14 protein-coding genes are annotated in these 18,402 nt (G+C 56.7%); 6 read left to right on the top strand and 8 right to left on the bottom strand.

From position 1 onward, the window contains the following. Nucleotides 1-346 precede the first annotated feature (346 nt). From OEG84_RS16975 to OEG84_RS16955, 5 genes are all read right to left on the bottom strand, one after another. On the bottom strand, nt 347-1,009 hold the full coding sequence (locus OEG84_RS16975; RefSeq protein WP_267654847.1) for a hypothetical protein: 663 nt from the start codon (nt 1,007-1,009) through the stop codon (nt 347-349). A gap of 105 nt (nt 1,010-1,114) precedes the next feature. Continuing rightward, a complete protein-coding gene (locus OEG84_RS16970) occupies nt 1,115-1,612 on the bottom strand; it encodes a hypothetical protein (protein ID WP_267654846.1) in 498 nt (165 codons plus the stop codon). A 188-nt stretch (nt 1,613-1,800) separates the two neighbouring features. After that, entirely contained in the window at nt 1,801-2,202 is a 402-nt protein-coding gene (locus tag OEG84_RS16965) for a hypothetical protein (protein ID WP_267654845.1), read from the bottom strand. A 99-nt stretch (nt 2,203-2,301) separates the two neighbouring features. After that, nucleotides 2,302-5,658: a beta strand repeat-containing protein gene (locus tag OEG84_RS16960; RefSeq protein WP_267654844.1), complete on the bottom strand. Its 3,357-nt coding sequence runs from the start codon at nt 5,656-5,658 to the stop codon at nt 2,302-2,304. Between the two features lie 659 nt (nt 5,659-6,317). Further along, nucleotides 6,318-7,688, bottom strand: coding sequence for a putative bifunctional diguanylate cyclase/phosphodiesterase (locus OEG84_RS16955; protein WP_267654843.1), 1,371 nt, complete (start codon nt 7,686-7,688; stop codon nt 6,318-6,320). A 498-nt stretch (nt 7,689-8,186) separates the two neighbouring features. On the opposite strand from OEG84_RS16955, the gene OEG84_RS16950 reads away from it, so the two are divergent. Then, nucleotides 8,187-8,645 carry a hypothetical protein gene (locus OEG84_RS16950; RefSeq protein WP_267654842.1) on the top strand — a complete coding sequence of 153 codons (459 nt, stop codon included), beginning with the start codon at nt 8,187-8,189 and terminating at the stop codon, nt 8,643-8,645. A gap of 3 nt (nt 8,646-8,648) precedes the next feature. Further along, entirely contained in the window at nt 8,649-9,929 is a 1,281-nt protein-coding gene (locus OEG84_RS16945; protein WP_267654841.1) for a relaxase/mobilization nuclease domain-containing protein, read from the top strand. A 14-nt stretch (nt 9,930-9,943) separates the two neighbouring features. Here the strand turns inward: OEG84_RS16945 and OEG84_RS16940 are convergent, their stop codons facing one another. After that, complete coding sequence (locus tag OEG84_RS16940; RefSeq protein ID WP_267654840.1) at nt 9,944-13,507, bottom strand: phage head spike fiber domain-containing protein; 3,564 nt, start codon at nt 13,505-13,507, stop codon at nt 9,944-9,946. 523 nt (nt 13,508-14,030) lie between these two features. Here OEG84_RS16940 and OEG84_RS16935 point away from each other — a divergent pair. The 4 genes from OEG84_RS16935 to OEG84_RS16920 all read left to right on the top strand — a co-directional run bounded on the left by OEG84_RS16935 (nt 14,031) and on the right by OEG84_RS16920 (nt 17,166). After that, nucleotides 14,031-15,857, top strand: coding sequence for a type IV secretory system conjugative DNA transfer family protein (locus OEG84_RS16935; protein WP_267654839.1), 1,827 nt, complete (start codon nt 14,031-14,033; stop codon nt 15,855-15,857). Between the two features lie 77 nt (nt 15,858-15,934). Further along, on the top strand, nt 15,935-16,240 hold the full coding sequence (locus OEG84_RS16930) for a hypothetical protein (protein ID WP_267654838.1): 306 nt from the start codon (nt 15,935-15,937) through the stop codon (nt 16,238-16,240). Beyond that, entirely contained in the window at nt 16,234-16,791 is a 558-nt protein-coding gene (locus OEG84_RS16925) for a DUF7678 domain-containing protein (RefSeq protein ID WP_267654837.1), read from the top strand. Before OEG84_RS16930 ends, OEG84_RS16925 begins: the two co-directional genes overlap by 7 nt. A 48-nt stretch (nt 16,792-16,839) precedes the next feature. Further along, complete coding sequence (locus tag OEG84_RS16920; protein WP_267654836.1) at nt 16,840-17,166, top strand: hypothetical protein; 327 nt, start codon at nt 16,840-16,842, stop codon at nt 17,164-17,166. Here the strand turns inward: OEG84_RS16920 and OEG84_RS16915 are convergent. Continuing rightward, complete coding sequence (locus OEG84_RS16915; RefSeq protein WP_267654835.1) at nt 17,163-17,591, bottom strand: hypothetical protein; 429 nt, start codon at nt 17,589-17,591, stop codon at nt 17,163-17,165. The genes OEG84_RS16920 and OEG84_RS16915 overlap by 4 nt on opposite strands. 5 nt (nt 17,592-17,596) lie before the next feature. Then, on the bottom strand, nt 17,597-18,139 hold the full coding sequence (locus tag OEG84_RS16910) for an antirestriction protein ArdA (protein ID WP_267654834.1): 543 nt from the start codon (nt 18,137-18,139) through the stop codon (nt 17,597-17,599). Nucleotides 18,140-18,402: the final 263 nt, after the last annotated feature.

Here is an 18,402-nt window from a genome sequence, read left to right as displayed (position 1 = left end):
TCTGAAAGACGCGTTTGCGGTGCGGCCATCGGCCTACTGGTTTAATGTAGGTCACGTTCAAATGGATTAATTTGAGCGAAAACGCAGATTCATCATTTCATGCGTCTGCGACGTCCTTTGCACATCCATTTGGATGCGCGGTGCTGCGGGCCATCGCTGGTTCCCGGCGCCGCCGACCCACATGCCGTGGCCCATCCGGGTCAGCGGCACCGCCGTCATTACCGGATGGGTTACACTTGAGCATGTCGCGCACAAATGGGTAGATTCAGGCGGTAATCTCTATGCGCCAGATTCCAGCCTTCAAAGCGTGTTGAATGGCAGCCCGGTAATGCACCGGGCGCCGTTGTCAATCCACGCTGCCACTGGTGCCAACGCCGGCTCCGGTACCAACCGAACCGCCGTCGCCTTCACCGGTGCTGGATTCAGCACTCGAGTCCGAGTCAGCAGATTCGCTCATGCTGTCACCCGATCCCTCGCCGCTGCCGGATGCGGTTGAATCACCAACCGAGCCTGCAGAACTCATGCCGTATCCCGCGCCGAAGCCGGATGCAGCGTTAGGCGCGGTCGTTGCGCCCACATGGACTTTGCCATCAACAGACACCGAGCGGTTGACGCTGATGGAACGTCCACCGGCCGAAACACTGCCGCTCAGCGACACCGAACCGGACAGGCTGACGCTGCTGCCGGGAATACCGGATGATGATCCACCGGAACCACCGCCACTGCCGCCACCGCCGCCACTGCTGCCGCCGCCGCCTCCACCGCTGCCGCCACCACTGCTGGCACCACCGCCAGAATTGGAGGTCCCATGGGACTCCCCGCCCGGCAGCCATATGCAATCAGTGCGCAGGCTCTGACCTAAGCGTCCGCAGGTAGGCCCCGCCTGGGCAGCTGAGACGACCAGGATTTCAGGAACAACCAGGCTGACCGACATCGCGAACGCCGCAAGGGATACTGCCATGGCATTCTTACCCATCATCTTTGCGTATCGTGGGTATTTGTTGCTCATGTCGAACTCCTTCCCAAGGCCAAGCTCGAAAGATCAGCCCCTACAAGATTGTATCGTATCCGGTCGCCTCGAGAGGCAACCGGAAGTTCGATAGGCGCACCTTGTTTAGTAGGTAGCGGCCGCTCCGCCGCCGATACCGCCTCCAGCGGAAGCAGCTGCACCGCCGGGACCTGCGGCAGCCGAAGCTGTGCCGCCACCCGAACCACCGGCAACCGACGTGCCTGCACCACCGGTATTGGCAGCGCCTGCCACACCCGTGGACGTGCCTGAGGCTACGCCTGCGGCGTTACCGGCGGAAATGCTGCCAGCGCCGGAAAGACCGCCGGCCACAGCACCCGACCGGGCCGTCCCTGCAGCGCTACCCCAGCCGAGGCCGACCGAACCACCGGCAGCCGCGGCAACGGCGTTACCGGCGGTACCGGCCTGCGAGTTGTTGTTGGACGTCGCTGTTGCAGCCGACGACGGTACGCCAACTGTTGACGCGGCGCCTGCACCGGTGGCCAGGTTTGACGTGTCAGCGACGGCAACACCGGCACCAGCAGCAACGAATGCGAGACCGCCGCCAACACCACCACCGAGCGATACGGTTTGTGCGCTGGCCATCCCTGCTCCCAGAAGCAAGGCACTGATTGTGATTGCAGTTGTTCTTATTTTCATTTCACTCTCCCTGATTACCCCGAACTCATGTTCGGGAACTTAGTGTCAACACTTCCTTCTTCTTTCAGGACACAGCTATCCACCAAGGTAACAGATAGATTACCATGCACTGGAAGTCTTAAATCAGATATATTCTATTTTATCTTGAGCGTTCTACGGAATTTGAAAGTTGTATTTTTCACATTCCCGGAACTTACCTGGTACGTAACCAGCGTCGTTCCCTTGGCGTTCTTGTCCGCCTTGAACACAACCTTGTATCCCCTGACCTTCCGCCCGGCACATTTCTGGCTCAGGCTTGCAGGTACAGCAAATTTTGATTTAACAAGGTATACTTTGCCCTTTTTGGGCTTGTGTGCCGCCACCCTGACGCGGACAGTTCGGCATTTTGCATCCCAGGCGAAGACGTTTTGGAGTCCGGCTCTATTGCCAGCCTTCATGGTGATCGTCGGATGCCTGACAGATTTGGTCGCTGCGCTTGCTTGGACGACAGCGACTGACAGTAGAACGCCAATCGTGACCGCTATTACTCTGAACATACCCAACTCCTTACGCTTAACACGTTATTAATGTTATGCTAATTTAGCGCGATGTCAAGCAAAGGTTAGCGAGTGGTTAACGGCGGTAGATTCCTTGTCTCAGAAACTATAGGCAAACTTGGAAGTGATCTCGAATTCTTGGATTCCGTGTTGCCGGATGGCCAGCAGTGAATCAATCTGCAGACGGGCTGAAATATTGGTGAAGTTAATATCAAGACCAGCCCCAATCACGCCGCCTACTTCGGCAGAGTTTTTGGAGAATACCGCACTGGCGCCGTCGTTCATGAACACGGCGCCGGCAGTGTCAGATCCCGAAACCGAGAGTGCAGCCGAGTAGGAAAAGCCAACCGAGCCGAAGTCGGTTTCCCGGGGATCGAGATGCACGCTGATGCCGGCATCCACCTCGTAGGCCAGGCTGTTGCGCAGATCGAACAGCAGCGGATTGGTGATCCCGGATTCCTGCATCTGGTAGCCGCCGCTATAACCGAGCGCCGAGCGGATGAAGGGCCTGTACTCGAAAGTGTCTGCCTGCATCGGCCGTGAGATCATCAGCGAGGCGAATGTGAGCCACTCGGTATAGTCGCCGACCGCATGCTCAACCCCGCCAACAACCCGGTTGTTGAGAACACGCCTGGTGCTGTCACCGGCCATGACGCCGATGCCTCCGAGAAAATCGATGGCCAGGCCGCTTTCCGTGCTGGTGGAATACCGGCCGCCGCCAAACAGGGTCTGGTTCTGCGATTGCGAACCCGCGCCGGCTTCCTTGTTCAAGGCAACGAGCCCCGCAAAAAACGTCAACCCGCCGTCCGCACATGCTTCGGGGTCAACCCCGGCCAACAGCCCGCTGCCACGCGATGTGGTTTCCGCCCGGTCACCCGCGTCGCCGGTCCGGCTGTAGCGGGCGCTGGCCTGCGCCGAGATTTCTACCCCACAATGGTCGGCCGGCGCGGCGACGCCGAGGGCTGAGGATTGCCGCGCCGCCATTCTTGCGGCGAACAGGCCGGACTGGGCCGCAACATTGGTCAAATGAGCGGGGTCGGTGATCACAACATGACGCGGATCGGGTCGGGGCAATTGCACACCGCTTCGCGCTTCCACCGTTTCCGGAGCTGTTTCGAACCAGAAATCCAGATTCGTGCCCGGCAGCGCCACGAACCGATCGTTGCCGCCACCCAGTTCAATCGTCCCCTCGATGATACCGGTAGGAGAAACCGCAAGCTCATCGTCGTAGGCGCCACCCAATTCGATGCCAACGCCGCCAGGTCCGGCGTTGGCACGAACCGGGCCACGGTTTTCGATGACGACCGGACCGCTGGCGGCCACATCGCGGACGATGCCACGCAGACCTGTCACAAGCCCGGAATTGAAGATTTGGCCAGAAGCCAGATTTACCGCGTCCGATGAAGCTGACCTGATGGCGCCAGTGTTTGCCAGAACGAGCGTTCCCGCCGAGGCGATACCGGTCCCGCCGGTCGTTATCTGGCCGTTGTTGACAACCCTGTTGCGGCTTGCCGGGTTGCTGAAGACCAGCCCGGACGCATCCGCAGCATTGGTCGTAACGCTCCCGCCGGTGCTGATGTCGACTGTGGCCTGATCGGCGAGGAACAGACCCGCATGCGAGAGCGCGCCGGTCGTCGCCAACCGTCCGTCGGGGCCGACTGTCAGGCCGGCGCTTCCCCCAAGCAAGCTTGCGCCGACCGAGTTATCACCGAAAGTCTCGATAGCGCTGCCGGGACCGGTAATGCCCAGCGCAACGCCTTGCACGCTGTCCGGATCGGTGGCGATTGCCATCAGCGCCACACCCACCGAGTTGTCGCCATAGGTGCGGATTGCCGATCCGGCGCCGCTCAAATCAGCGGTGGATACCGCCGCTGCAGCGCCGAGCGCGCTGCCGATATGTCCTGCCGAGCCCAAACCGCGGGTTTCGATGCTGGCGCCATCACCCGACAGCGAGAGTGTGGTGGTGGCGTTGCGCGCATCAGCGGTGACCATCGATCCGGAAGCGTTGGTAGAAAACGTGCGGACCCGGCTGCTGGCGCCCGAGAGATCCAGTGCTGCGGTGGCGCTGTCCTGGCCATGTGCCAGGGCCACCACGGCTGTTGCGTCCTGGCCTGCAGTCTCAATTCCGCTGGCCGCACCGGTTACACTGATCGCGGCTCTGGCGGCAGCACCCGAGGAAGAAACCAGAACCCCGGTCGAACGATCTCCAGCGGTGCTGATCGATGCCCGGGCACCGGACAGGTCAATCTCGGCAGCGCCCTCACCTTGGCTCCGGGCTATCACGCTGGCACCGAGCGCATCGGCGCCGCCGGTGGCAACGGACGTATCAGCACCTGCAAGCGCCAATCCCGCGCGAGCGGCGGTGATGCCATCGGCTGTGACGACGACGCCGCCCGATCCGGCGCCACCCGTGGTAACACGGCTCGCATTTCCGGTCAGATCGACATCAGTGGCAGCATCACCGAGCTGGCTTGAGGCAAAATTGACGATGCCCCAGCTGTTGGCGCCGCCGGTAATGACGGCGGCACCGGCTCCGGCCAGCGTCATTCGTTGGCGCACAGTATTGCGGCCCACCAGCCCGGCGACCATGCCTGGCGACGAGATCCCCGCCGTTTGCAGCACAGCGTTGTGGGTACCGATCAGGATCGAGGTCAGCGCATCGGCGTTGGAAGATCCAAGGCTCAGCAACGCGCCGGCGTTGCTTGCATTGGTCGTGACCGACAGGGACGAGCCCGAAAAATCAACTGTCGTGTCGATACCCTCTGCGGTCGACAGCGCGAAGGCGCCGATCGCGGCGCGACCATCAAACAGGCTTGTGGCCGAAACCGGAGCAGTGCCGGGCGAAATTCGAAGCATCACCGGACCGGTGTCGGACACATCGGCCTGGATGGCGGAAAGATTGGCATCGGCAGCAAAAACCGAGGCACCGGCTGGTGGTCCAAAGACGTGAACCCCGGTTGCGGTGCCGGGCGCCTCAACAAAACCGTTGCTGGTGGGAAGCGCATTGGCCGGAACCGTGACCGTCAGCTGGTCGGAAACCGATGTGGAAAGATCGACTGCGGGCACACCGTCAACCAGAAACTTGATTTGGCTGTTGCCGTCATATTGCGCTGCCGAAAGGCTCGGCGCCGAGCCAGTGGCGCTTGCCGAAGCGGTGCCGCCATTGACCGCGTTGGCCGCCGTTGGCCTGTTTGACAGGAAGCCGGCAATGCCATGTGCATCGGTGAGCGAAAACGCAGCGCCCCACTGACCATTGCCACTGGTCGCAGCCGCGCCTGACGAAATCGAGTAGGCCGCGCCAGCGATCAGGTTGGTGGTGTCGATAACCAGATTGTCGCTGGTAGCCAACATGTCCGGGGCTGCAGGGGCACTATCGAGGTTTACCGTTGCACGCGACGTCGTTTGATATGTCAGAACGCCGCCATCGACCGGAACCACGGCGACCGAGCGGGTCACGGCAGTATTGCTCAGAGAAATTTCGCCGGATACTGCAGGTGATGCAGAAACGGCGACTGCAATAAAACACAGCTTCGCATTAACGATACGTTTGAGTACCACGGCAAGTAAACTCCCATATTGTACTCAAAAACGCATACACAGCGCCGGATTTGATCCCAACCGGCTCATTACTGGCGCGCGCTGAAAGGGCCAAAATCGCCCAACTGCCGACACAGGCACGCTTTTTGCTTTTAGGTGATTCGACCACATCAGATCAACTGCCGCATCGGCTTATCCCAAGGCAACGGCATTACCGGCAGGTTGATAATTAGCGAAGCTTACGCGAAACTGACCACACGGCCCTTTCGGGCACGCGCGGCAGTGGCCTGCAGGCCGGGTCATGCAGTCGGAAACCGGCGCAAACACCCTGAAAAAATGGTGCTGAGCAAATGCAACGGGCCGCTTTGATGCAATCGAAAAATCAGACGTCCTGGCAGGAGCGGAATACTGCCCGTCGGCGGCAACCATTCCACCCGTTCACCTGCATGCCGCACAATCGCGAGACGACCGGCAACGACACTTGCGGACAGGCCTGAGGGTGCGGTGATATCGCGGCTTCAATTTCGTCATAGGCGATGTCACTGTCATCACAAGATTACAGAAAACATTGCCCTCGGTTACCCGCGCCTGTGTAGCCGCTCCGGCGCCTCGTCTCTTGCCTCGGCCTCAATGCCCTGCTCGAAAGCGGCCAATGCCACCGGCTTGCCATAGAGATAGCCCTGAAACTCGACGCAGCCGAAACGAGCCAACAGAGCATGCTGCTCCATCGTTTCCACCCCTTCGGCCAGAACGGTGTGTCCAAGATCGCGGCTCATGAGGACAACATTCTTGACGAGCGAGGCGCTGGCTGGGCTGTTGACCGCATCCTGCACGAAGCTACGGTCGATCTTTATCTGCTGAATAGGCAACCGACGCAGATAAGACAGAGAGGAATAACCGGTTCCGAAATCATCGAGCGCGATGGTGATGCCAAGTTTGCGCAGCGCATCAAGCTTGGCGACCACCAACTCGATGTCAGCCACCAATACGCTTTCGGTCAATTCGAGGATCAGCCGGTGCGGATCCGCGCGGGTTTTGACCAGCGTGTCGTGCACGAATGTCTCGAAGTCCTTGTGCATAAGCTGGCTGGCGCTGACATTGATGGACAGGCTCAAATGCCGATAACAGGGCTTCTTGCCCCATTCGGCCAATGTACGGCAGCCGCTTTCGAGCACCCAGCCGCCGATGGCCACCATCAGGCCAAGCTCTTCCGCCTGCGGAATGAAGTCGGCAGGAGAGACCGCCCCGCGTTTCGGGCTGTTCCAGCGCAGAAGCGCTTCGGCGCCGATTGTGTTTTGCGACAGATCGACCTGCGGCTGATAGGCGAGCTGGAACTCATCGTTCCACAAGGCGGTCATCAGATCGCGGCTGAACTTGTCCTTGCGGTTGAACTCGGCCTGCATTGCATGGATGCAAGCTGCGAGAATGGTGGTGGCCATGATGGTATTGACCCAGGTGCCGGCGCTTCGCAGCACGTCAGGCATCGTCACGACGAAGGAGGATTCCAGCGGCGCACTCGCAAGCACGATGAACGCCAGCAGACACAGGCCGATCAGCACTAATTGTGTACGCGACTTTTCCCGCTGATAATTGAGATAGCCCAGAGCCGCCACAACCAGCAGGAAAAGATGACTGACCCGTGGCGCTTCCGCCGTCGGCACATCAAGAAGCAACCCCATGATGATGACGATCATCATCAGGGCGGCCTGGGCTGCCAGAAGTCCGAAAGTGAAATGGCCGCGCCGGATCAACAGATAAATCGCGAGTCCGCTGGCGACGATGGCGAAATCCAACGCCACCACTCCCCACCAGCCGATGGCGGCAAAAACCACCGCCCAGCCCAGACCGATGGCGGTAATTACCAGCGATCCGTATTTGTAGGCCACGACCATTCGCGTCGAATATTCGTTTGCCAGCGCCGGGTGGAGCTCCAGCTTTAATTTTCCCACAAATATTCCCAGCTTTGGATGATGTGATCTACATTTTCACCGCAATTATGTAATGCGGACACTGCAAAAGTATTAACCGATGCATTCAGACACACACTGCACACTCATTTTTTGACTGCTGCTTGTGGCGGCAAAGCATGCATTTCGTTGGCCCTCCGGCATCAGAGCTTCACCGCTGGCAAACTGAAGATTTTTCGGCATCCGGGAACAGCTGTGCGAAATTCGCCCGTCCGGGTTCGCTCCATCGTTCATTTTCTGAAGGAACGACGCCCTGAATGATTGCGGTCAGGCGCCGCTTCCATGCTTCCCGTGAGTCACACGGAAAACATCCAGGGCGCTGATGTCGCCTGGGTCTCAACGAGATCGCGGATTTGGAAAGAAAATGGTGGAGCTCGACGGAGCTACTTCGAACTCACTTTTACATGTTTTGGAAGACTGGTCTACGATTTTAGAAGGAGAAAAGATTGATCAGCACCCGTTGTTTCGGGGGCCACGACCATGAGCGGCTCCAGAAAATCAAAGGCAACGGGTGGGTCTTCAAAGACGACGCCATTTGCGTTGCGCCTCACCGATGGCGAGCGGCAGGAGTTGTCCCGCCGCGCTGGCGAGATGGCTCTGGGCAGCTATATCCGCGCGGTTCTGTTCGCGGAAAGTGAGGGAGGAAAGCGCCATCGTGGAAGCCGCGCGCCGGTGAAGGATCATGTTGCGTTGGCGGAAGTACTGGCTTGCCTCGGTCAATCTCGGATTGGCGAGAGTCTGAAAAAGCTCTCCGAAGCCGCCGAGACGGGACTGCTCAGCTTTGATCCTGATGCACCTGTGGAAATCAGACGCGCGACGCAGGACATTCTTGCCATGCGCCTTTTGCTGATGCGGGCGCTGGGGTTTCAGGTGAGCGATGAGGAATTCGTCGAATCCGTCTCCCAGAGCTTTACCCGCGCCTCACGGAATGAGGATTGATCTATGATCCTCAAAGGCTCCCAACGCGGCGCGGCTTCAAACCTATCCGCCCATCTGATGAATGACCGTGACAATGATCACGTGACGGTGCTGGAAGTGCGCGGCTTTGTTGCCCGTGATCTGCACGGCGCGTTTGCTGAAGCGCACGCGATCTCCAAAGGAACCAAGTGCGAGCAGTTCCTGTTCTCGCTGTCCCTCAGCCCACCCAAGGACCACACCGGATCGGAGCAGGATTTTGTCGATGCGATAAACCGTGCCGAAGAAAAGCTGAAGTTGAGCGGCCAGCCGCGCGCCATTGTCCTGCACGAGAAAGAAGGGCGACGACACGCCCATGTGGTGTGGTCTCGGATTGACGCCAAAACAATGAAGGCGATCAATCTTCCCCATTACAAACTCAAGCTCAATGATCTGGCGCGCCAGATCTATCTTGATCATGGCTGGAGCCTGCCAGATGGTTTGCGCCGTGATGGTGGCAAATCCCCTCTGAACTTCACACTTGCCGAATGGCAACAAGCCAAGCGCGTCAATCTCGATCCCCGCGAAATCAAACAGAGTTTTATCGATGCTTGGAATCTCTCGGACAGCGCCAAGGGGCTCCAGAACGCGCTGGAAGAGCGCGGCTATTTCCTGTGTCGTGGTGATCGGCGCGGCTTTGTCGCCGTGGATACAAAGGGCGAAGTGTTCTCAGTGGCGCGAATGTTGGGCATCAAGACTAAAGAGGTGAACGCAAGACTCGGTGATCCACAGGACTTGTACAGCGTTGATCAGACCCGCGACATCATCCAATCCAAACTCAGTGATACGCTGCATTGCTATATCGATGAGGTAGATCGCAAACACGAAAAAGACTTTGAACCGCTGAAAACCAAGCGCTCCGCGATGGTCGCAAACCATCGCATAGAGCGAGCCCAGCTCAAGCGTGGGCAAGCGCAAAGATGGCAAGCCGAAACGGAGGAGCGATCAGCCCGCATTGACGGCGGCATTAAAGGTGTATGGCAAAAACTCTCTGGGTCGGCAGCGAAGATCAAATCCCAGAATGAATTGGAGGCATGGGACGCCCTCAAGCGCGACCAAAGCCAACGCGATGGGCTAGTCAAGGTGCAGATGAAAGAGCGGCAATCTCTGCAAAGGCAAATCGACACGCTGCGTCGCAAGCATGCCCAGGATCGGCGCATCCTTGCTCGCGACATTGCGCAGTCAATGCGAACAGCGGATCAAATGGAGCGGATGCGGGACGTGGAGCGGAGCAAAACGCGGACGCGAGAGACTGGATTGAGGCTTTAGGGTCTGCGTTGGATTTACGGCGCTGTTAAGCTTTGTAACTGAGCGTTAGAAACCGCGATCGGATGATATTCTGTTTTCTGAATATAGCCATTCCATAAACCATTTGGGGAAGTTTCTGGAAATTGCCCTATACCAAATCGCAGATAATCATCCGCAAATCCGGCACCAAATACGCCGCCAGTATTAATATCTCCATTGACTGAAAATGAACGAGGCATGCCCTCTTTATAGTTACCCGCGACCTTATTTAAAACATTGAGAGAAATTCCTGTGTTCCCAGTGTCAAAAGCTGGGCTGCCACTCTCCCGTCCCATAAAATAAAGGCTCGCACCACTCGTTTGACGGATGGACATTGAATTAAATGAACCGTCACCCAAACCCAACAAGATCTGACTTCCTCCTCCGTTTGCCACAGAAATACCTTCAGCCAAAACCGTTCCCTCAACAGTATTAAACCAAGCCCCCAGATCAACAAGAACACCATCTGCATCACGCGTGACGGGCGCACCTGCAGTAGGAATATAAGACGAGGCGAAGGAGGCTTCTTCCAGTTGAGCACCCCAGATGTAAAGACCGGATGTTTCATCACCAGCCCCTGTTCCAGTTCCATTAGGCCACACTAACGGAACCGTTGTAGTATTGTTTGCCAGCCCCGTTGATGTTACACGATACCATCCATTTCCATGATTTTGTATGGTTGCTGTTCCTGAGGTGATTGTACCGTTTGATAGATCCACTGTTACGTAGTTATTGGTGGGAAGCATGTTTGTAAAAAACACCATAGCTGTTGTCATCTCGGCCGCCTTTAACCAAACCGAATAAACATAAGTTCTTCCATTCGTTACTGACACTGGGTTGTTCGCCCTGTTAACAGAGTGTTGCGCACCTGATGCCGAGCTCCAAACAACTTTGTCTGCTGTGGTTGTTCCGTCAGGGGCTACTGCAGAATTTGCAAATATAAGCGTATTACTTTTTAACCATACCCCATCGTCAAACTCCTCACTTCTTGCAAGTAAATTCGTTCTGCTCCCCTCAACAAGCAATCCTTTATCAGTGATGCGTGGTTCGTTGGCAGCGAAGGCGACAAGGTTACCCGATGAATCTTCAGCATAGGTTGTTGCGGGATTGGCACGAGTAAAGGACGCGCCGGGGATGGCGGCGAAGGAGCCGTAGGACGTGCCGTTCAACGCATAGGCCCCATTCACAAAATCAAGCGCAAGCGCGACGGCGTTTTTCGTGACCGTATCGGTGACCGCCGCCCCGATATTGCTGTTGGTATCAGTGAGCGTCAGGGAAACGGTGAGTGTGCCATCACCCAATCCAACAAGATCAATGCCTGTGATGTCCTGCGTTGCCGTTGTAATCGTGCCCGTGCCTGTCACATTTGTTCCGCCGCCAGATGAGCTGATGGTGTAATTATAGGTCGCGCCTACCTCTGCTCCTGTGATTTGGAACGCCGCCGCTGATACATTCGCCGCCGTCACGGGGTCCGTGGTGAACGCCACCACATATCCTATTGGTGCCGCTATATCGCTGCCGCCCGCCATGTTGAGAACTTTATCGGCGATAGTGATCACGGCATTTTTGCCGTTGCCTGTAATCGTGCCGCCATTCAGATCAAGGCTTTGCACCGTTAACAGATTGGTGCCTGCATCGCCTCCTTGCAGAACGTAAGTAAAGCTGAGCTCATCTGTGCCCGTTCCTACATTATAGGTCGCCTGACGCGTATTGCCGTTGATGTTCAATACCAGCTGCGGCGTGCCGCCACCCGTGCCAACGGTCACAGGGCTGTTAAATTTAAGCGCAAGACCGATGGTCTGCCCCGTCGTGGTCGTGGTGGTAGTCATGCGCGGCGCTTCGCTGGCGTACGGCGCGACCTTGCCCCCTGTGAGTGGGGCCGCTACGCGATCGATTTGTGCGCTGATGTTATCGGTGTGCGTAATATAGGTCGCATTGTTGGTCGCCAATGACGCGCCCACAACGCCAGACACCGCCGCCGCCGCCTCACCAGGGTTCAGTGTTGTACTGCCTGCATTCGTGCCCGCAATCACAGCGCCGCCATCACGGACGCGTAAAGTTGAAGTCGTGCCGTTAGTTGAAAGGTCAACATCTGTTCCGAGCAAAGTCACTGTTGATCCTGGTGCCGCCAGATTGACGGTCCCTGCGCCAGACACATATTGCAGCGTGCCAGAGAGAAGCGTGATGAGGGTTGATTCAACCCGCACGGTCGATCCCGCCCCAATCGTCAACACCGCGCCATCGCGAAAGACCAGACGCGCAACAGACCCGCCCGCAGCGGAGACTTGCACCGTAAACGGACGCGGCAGTTGCTGCCCTGTCTGCAGGGATTGAACGGCGCCACTGGCCAGCGTTGCCGTGTTTGCGCCGATGGTTTGTTGTACGGTCACATAAGCGGATTCTTTGGTGCGCTGCGTTACGCGCACGGCGTTTTCGCGGCGGACCTTGTCATAGACGCGCTCGCTCACATCGGTGAGTTGAACGCGGCGATTCCACATCGTCTCAATCGGTTCATTAAACTTATAAACCAACCGGAACTGCGTGTGGAACTGCGGCGATGCGTCTTGCTCGTTTCGAACCCCTGCGTCCCAGACGAACGCATTCACGGGCTGCCATTGCACGCCCACATCATAGCCGTAGGTTTTTTTATCTTCCATTTTCTGGTTCGATGACCATTGGAACCCCGTTACATTCGCCTGCCATGACGGCAGCGAGGGGACGCGTCCTTGGAGTTGTAGATCCCAGCCCCATGACGCGCGCTCTTCGGTGTAATCGTCGATGCCCTTCCATGAGGAGAGAGGGATATAGCGATTGACCGATGCGCCGAGTTCTGATGTTTGCACATCCGCGCCGATACTCATGCGGTTGTGGTTTCTCTCGAAGGTATGATCCCAAAAAGCATTGAGACCATAGACCGTCGAACGATCATCAGAGAGATGGCGATAAGCCAAGCCTGCGTTCAGCGTGTCGCCTTCGGCATAGCCCTCCCGTCCTTCAGTGTGATTGAGCGAGAGCTGGGTAAAAATATGGTCTTGTCCTGTCGGGTCCTGCCACAATGGCTGGACGGTCAGGACTTCCCATCCCGAGGCACCGCGACTCATCAGATCGCCGCTAATCTCTAAACGACCCGTAAAGGGCAGGCCTGAGCTTTTGAGCAATCCGACCCCTTCATTAAAGGCGAGACCAAGAGCCATGTCTTTAAGCCGGAGTGGGTCAATGCCCGATGTGATGTCGCCGCTGCCCATCCCCGTCAATGCCGCGCATGTTGAGGAGAGTGATCCTGCAAGCGCGGATTGCCCTTGGGCCAAAGCCAGTGATTCTATGCGGGTGCCTGCATAGCCAGAGAGGAGAGAGCTGTTTTTAAAACGATCATTCATGATCCCTTGCAGGGCAAGCGTGCTTTGTTGCTCTAAAAAGCCACAGGCTTGGCGCAGCGATTCCTCATCGGCATTGCCGCTATTGGCCGCGTTGCCGACGGCTTGGAGGGCGTCAAAGGTTCTCTGCAGGGTTTGGGTATTCTGATCGGTGGCGGCAGTGTCAAACGAAGGTTCGTTCTGCATGGGATATGGCTCAGAATGAGCCAATGCGCCAAGGGTCACAGACGACAGGACTAAGAATGCAAAAATCGCACGAAAGAGATTTCGTGCGTACCAATTTTTGCAATATAAAATTCCTTTTAACATCTCAATTTAACATCAAAAAACCATACAAATGTGTGAATCGCCAATAATCATAGATCAATACACGATATATTTGTTTGCAAATCAATGTTTTGTTGTTTTTTACTAACAAATAAGGGGGATTATTTCTATGAAATTGGCTTCTTTGCAGTCAGACCTGCTTGAGGACTACTCGCCATTATCGACCATGCCTCGCAGTCCATAGCGCGCATAGTGGCGGATTCCGATCATTCTTGATGTCCCAGATTCCACGCCCTGAGTTATAGAAAGCGTTTCTATAACTCACGACCAGTTTTGGTTTTTCAGGCGATTACCCGAATTACCCTTTTGGCTGCCGGAGTGTTGGCGGTGGATGGTGTGTAGTTGGGACGGGTCTACAACCCCGTTTCGAGAGGAATCATCCATGAAACGCTCTTACCACTTGGCGCTACTCAGCGTCGCAGCCTTCGGGCTTATTTCCTTTGGCATTGATCATGATGCCATAGCGCAGACTGCCCGTGATTTTTGGGGCAATCCGGTGCGCCGCAGTTATAATGCTCCCAATCTCGCGCCTGTTCGCTTCTTTTTGATCGCCTTGTCGGGCGGCGTGGGATTTGGCATTGGCTGGTTCATGTCGCCGCAAGCCGCGCCGTTTCGCCAGTTTATTACTTTCTCCGTCATGGCGCTTCTGGTGCTGACAGCCGTTCTTGATAACGGATGGCTCGGCTGGGGTCTCACTCCCTTTCTCTGCCTTGCCGCCTTTATGATCGGTCTTGGCTATTGGGCGCGCTCTGCGATGCAGCGCTTCATGACCCCGCCCAAAACCTTCGGGGATAGTAAATGGGCCTCGGACGCCGAAATCGATGAAGCAGGTCTGTTCGATCCCGAAGGTGTCCGCATCGGTTATCGTGACCACCTGGGGACCAGCACTGCTCTTCACTACGGCGGAACGATGCACGGGTTTCTGTGCGCTCCCAGCCGCACGCACAAGGGCACAAGCGTGATTATCCCCACTCTGCTGACCTATCCTGGATCAATCGTCGTCATCGATCCGAAGGGCGAGAATGCGATGATCACGGCGGAGCATCGCCGTGCCATGGGTCACGAGATTCATATCGTCGATCCTGACGGGATCACGGGCATGGAGACTTCTTGCTACAATCCGCTCGACGAGATGGATGCAGGCGATGTGTCTTTGGTCGATGACTGCATGGTTCTGGCTGAAGCCAAGATTGTATCGTCCGAGAGAGAGCCGTTCTTTACCGATTCCGCCAAAGGGCTCACGCAAGGACTGATCGGCGAGATCGCCACCAATCCCGATGAGCGCGGCGAACGGGATTTGGGACGGTTTCGTGACCTTATCATGATGGATGGCGAGAATACGAATACGCTGTTCAAGCGCATGTCCAAAAGCACGCGTCCGTTTGTCGCCAATATCGGTCGGCAGTACTTGCAAATGGATGAGAAGACACGCTCGAACGTGCTGGCAACGGTGCAATCCCAGACGCAGTTTCTGGAGAGCCCTGGCATTCGTGAAAGTCTGTCACGGTCGGATTTCTCGTTCGCGGATCTGAAGACCAAACGCATGACGATCTATGTGGTCTTGCCGCCTGAGAAGCTCAATAGCCATGGGCGGTTTCCGCGACTGCTGATCGAGCAGGCTTTGAACCTCAATGCCCGCAATATTGAGGAGCAGCCGAAAGAACCGGTGCTGTTCATCCTTGACGAGATGCCGGCGCTCGGGCGGCTGCCAATGGTCGAAAAAGGCTTCGGTCTGCTGGCAGGCTATGGTCTTCGTATTCACGTCGTGTGCCAGAATCTGAGCCAGCTCAAAAGCATCTATGGGGACGGCTGGGAGAGCTTCGTCGCCAATGCCGGTGTGATCCAGTATTTCGGGTCGCGTGACAAGTTCACGGCGGACTACTTCTCAAGCCTGTGCGGGGTGCAAACCGTGTGGTCTCTTTCCAACGCGATCGGCAGGTCGGTGAGCAAGAGTTTCGGTGCAAGTGGGTCGGATTCTTCATCAACCTCCAGCACGGACACCACGAGCGCAGTGCAACGCCAGCTCGCGTACCCCGATCAGCTGATGCGCATGGATCAGACAAAGCAGCTTGTTTTTGTCGGCAATATGAACCCGATCATCGCGGACAAGAAGCCGTGGTTTGAAGACCCTGACCTCAAGCACCTCGGCGTCAATTTGCATGCCAAGGACCCAGCGCAGCGCGCGGATGACGGCTCCGGCGAAGCCTGACCGATGACACTTGCGGCGGGGCGCAGCCCCGCCGCTCCTCACCCCATCATTCGATATTCGAACCCATGGAGATGATCATGTCTGATCACCCGAATGACGCCGTGACTGTTCTGGTCACACTCGACCTACCCGCGCTGTGCCGCGCTGCACGCCTTGGTGGCCTGCCGATTGCCCTAGATGAGCAGCCGCTCGACGACCCGAACGGTCCATTGGAGCTGCTACGCCTGTTTGCCAGGCGCGGCATTCTTGCCGCCATTGATGACAGTTTTGACCGGCACTACCCGCCGCATTATCCCGAGGATGTCTCGGGTGAATTCTGGCAGACAAGCGGCTCCGCCACAGGCGGCTTTGCACATATTTGGCGCGGGAGGGCGAAATGGTAAAGCGCCCTACAGGTCCGTTTCATGATGCCAGCCACCATACGCCCGCCAGGGAAAGCCAGATCAAAGACCCGCTTGAACTGAACCCTGAACGGGATAAGGACAATGTGGACCGTACGCCCAAACCACCCACCCATATCCCAGACGGCAGCGCAGCCAATCTCGCACCGCGCGGCGCACTTGGCACAAAGCGAGGTTTGGCTGCACCCATTGTGCCGACCAAACCAATGAGCCTTGGGGTGAAGAAAGATGACTTCGACAAGGATTTATCCGTTGACGGAAAAATCCTGTCTATGGACGGATATCGCTTTGCGGCCAAGGTGAATGATCTGCCGTCACAACGAGGGATCGGCGGCGGCAAGATTGCGAAACTTGAGATCATGGACGGTGATCGGATTGCCGCCCGATATGATCGTGGGTGGGACATCGCACCGCAAACGGCCCGAGATCGCGAGGCTTTGGAGAAAGTCCACACCGTGCTTGATCCTCCAGAGCGGGAGTTCAAGCCGATTGCCCCACGAACGCCCGATAAAGATCACGGGCGCGATCGCTAGGAATATGTTCGGATAGCAGAGCGAGTCATCGGTCTGCTATCCTTGCTTATGGATCAGTATGAATTTGAAAAATATCTTGCAAGTCAGCCCCAGACACCGAGTGCGCAGCCCGTAGGACGGTTTGTCAAAAATGCCTTTGATATGGATGAGCGCGTTGTTCTTCCCGCGATCTATTGGCGCTATGTCGATTGGGTGATTGAGACCCATGACGAGAACATGGAAGCGTGGATCAAGCGATGCGACGAATATCGCGAGGACAAAACCCTTTCCGAAAACCTGATGGATTGGCTTTACTGGGATATGTGTGACCGCGTGAAGAGGGATGATCCATTTCCTGATTTCATGCACAACCCGCTCGACGAGAACGAGGTTTAAAGCCCGAAAAGATCAGCCTGAACGCTGAGCAGCGCATCAATGGTGATCAGGTGCGCGAAATCATTGACCAGATGATTATGCTTGAGGCTGATATTGGTATGAATATCAGCGCAGCATGTTGGGCGCTCTGGCAGCGGGTTCGCGGTGCGATAACGGTGCAGGTCAAGCGCGCGGCGGCGATAGCCACTGATATCGCGTTTCAACTCATCCACAGCGCGGGCGCGCAAACTCCGCAAAGTCTGTGATCGCTGCGGCTCTGGTTTTCTGTCTGCAGCTGCAATCTCTTCGCCCAGATAGCCCTTGTAGCCGCTGCGCCTGACCTTCTCTTTGATCTGTTTGGGCGTGAGCACCGCGCCATCCAAAAGATAATACCAAGGATGTCCGGCGCCATAGCCGCAATGCGTGGTTTGAGAATGCTGCTGCATGACCATCACCCGCACCGATAGACGCAGGTTTCGCCTGCAATGGTGATTTCGGTGTAATCCATGCCCAGATCGCGGGCGATGGCATCGTAATCGATATAGTTAGCGATGCTGGCGGGGATGTCACCGAATAGCCCTTCATCGACAAACTGGTAAGCCAGATCGGAAAGCGTCATCTCGGTATAAAGATCAACGTCCAGATCGTCGGGGTCGTCTGTCTCAAAGTTAAAGCTGTAGCCGCATTCACCGACGGCGACGATCACATCCTTTTTCTGCCAGTCCTCCCATGTCTCCAGCCGATCCATAAATGGGATGATTGTCGCCTGATTGGCGGAAAGCGCATCAAAAAGCTGCTCGTCCAGACCATCGCCATCAATGAACTGAATTTCGAATTCCTCGACCACCTGCCCGTGGGCATTGCGGCAGGTATCCCGCTTGGCGGTGTAGTCCTCCGCACTTTCGAAAAAGAACCCGCACGCCATGATGTCGTAGGGCTGAGCATAGAACCGCGTTCCATGCGTGAATGTTTCTGTCTTGGCTTGTGTTTCCATCTGTTTGTCCTCCTTGGGAATAGGTTGCGCCATGCAACCTTGCCCTTCGGCGAGAACGGAGATGGGAGGGGAAAAGGACAATCAATGCCGAGTGGTGCGGGCGCAGCGTAGTGAGCCACGGTCGGTGTTTATTGTCCTTTTGGGGAGAGAAGAGGCGGCGCCTCTCGGCTTCCCCATCATAGGAAATAACCAGCGAAATCTGCAGCGTAGAACAAGACGGTAAATTTCATCGTATGGTGCCAGTAGTCCAACTTAACATCCAC

Source organism: Hoeflea algicola (assembly GCF_026619415.1).
Taxonomy (GTDB): domain Bacteria; phylum Pseudomonadota; class Alphaproteobacteria; order Rhizobiales; family Rhizobiaceae; genus Hoeflea; species Hoeflea algicola.
Note: the sequence above shows the minus strand (reverse complement) of the source record. Positions and strands in the feature narration are given on the sequence as shown.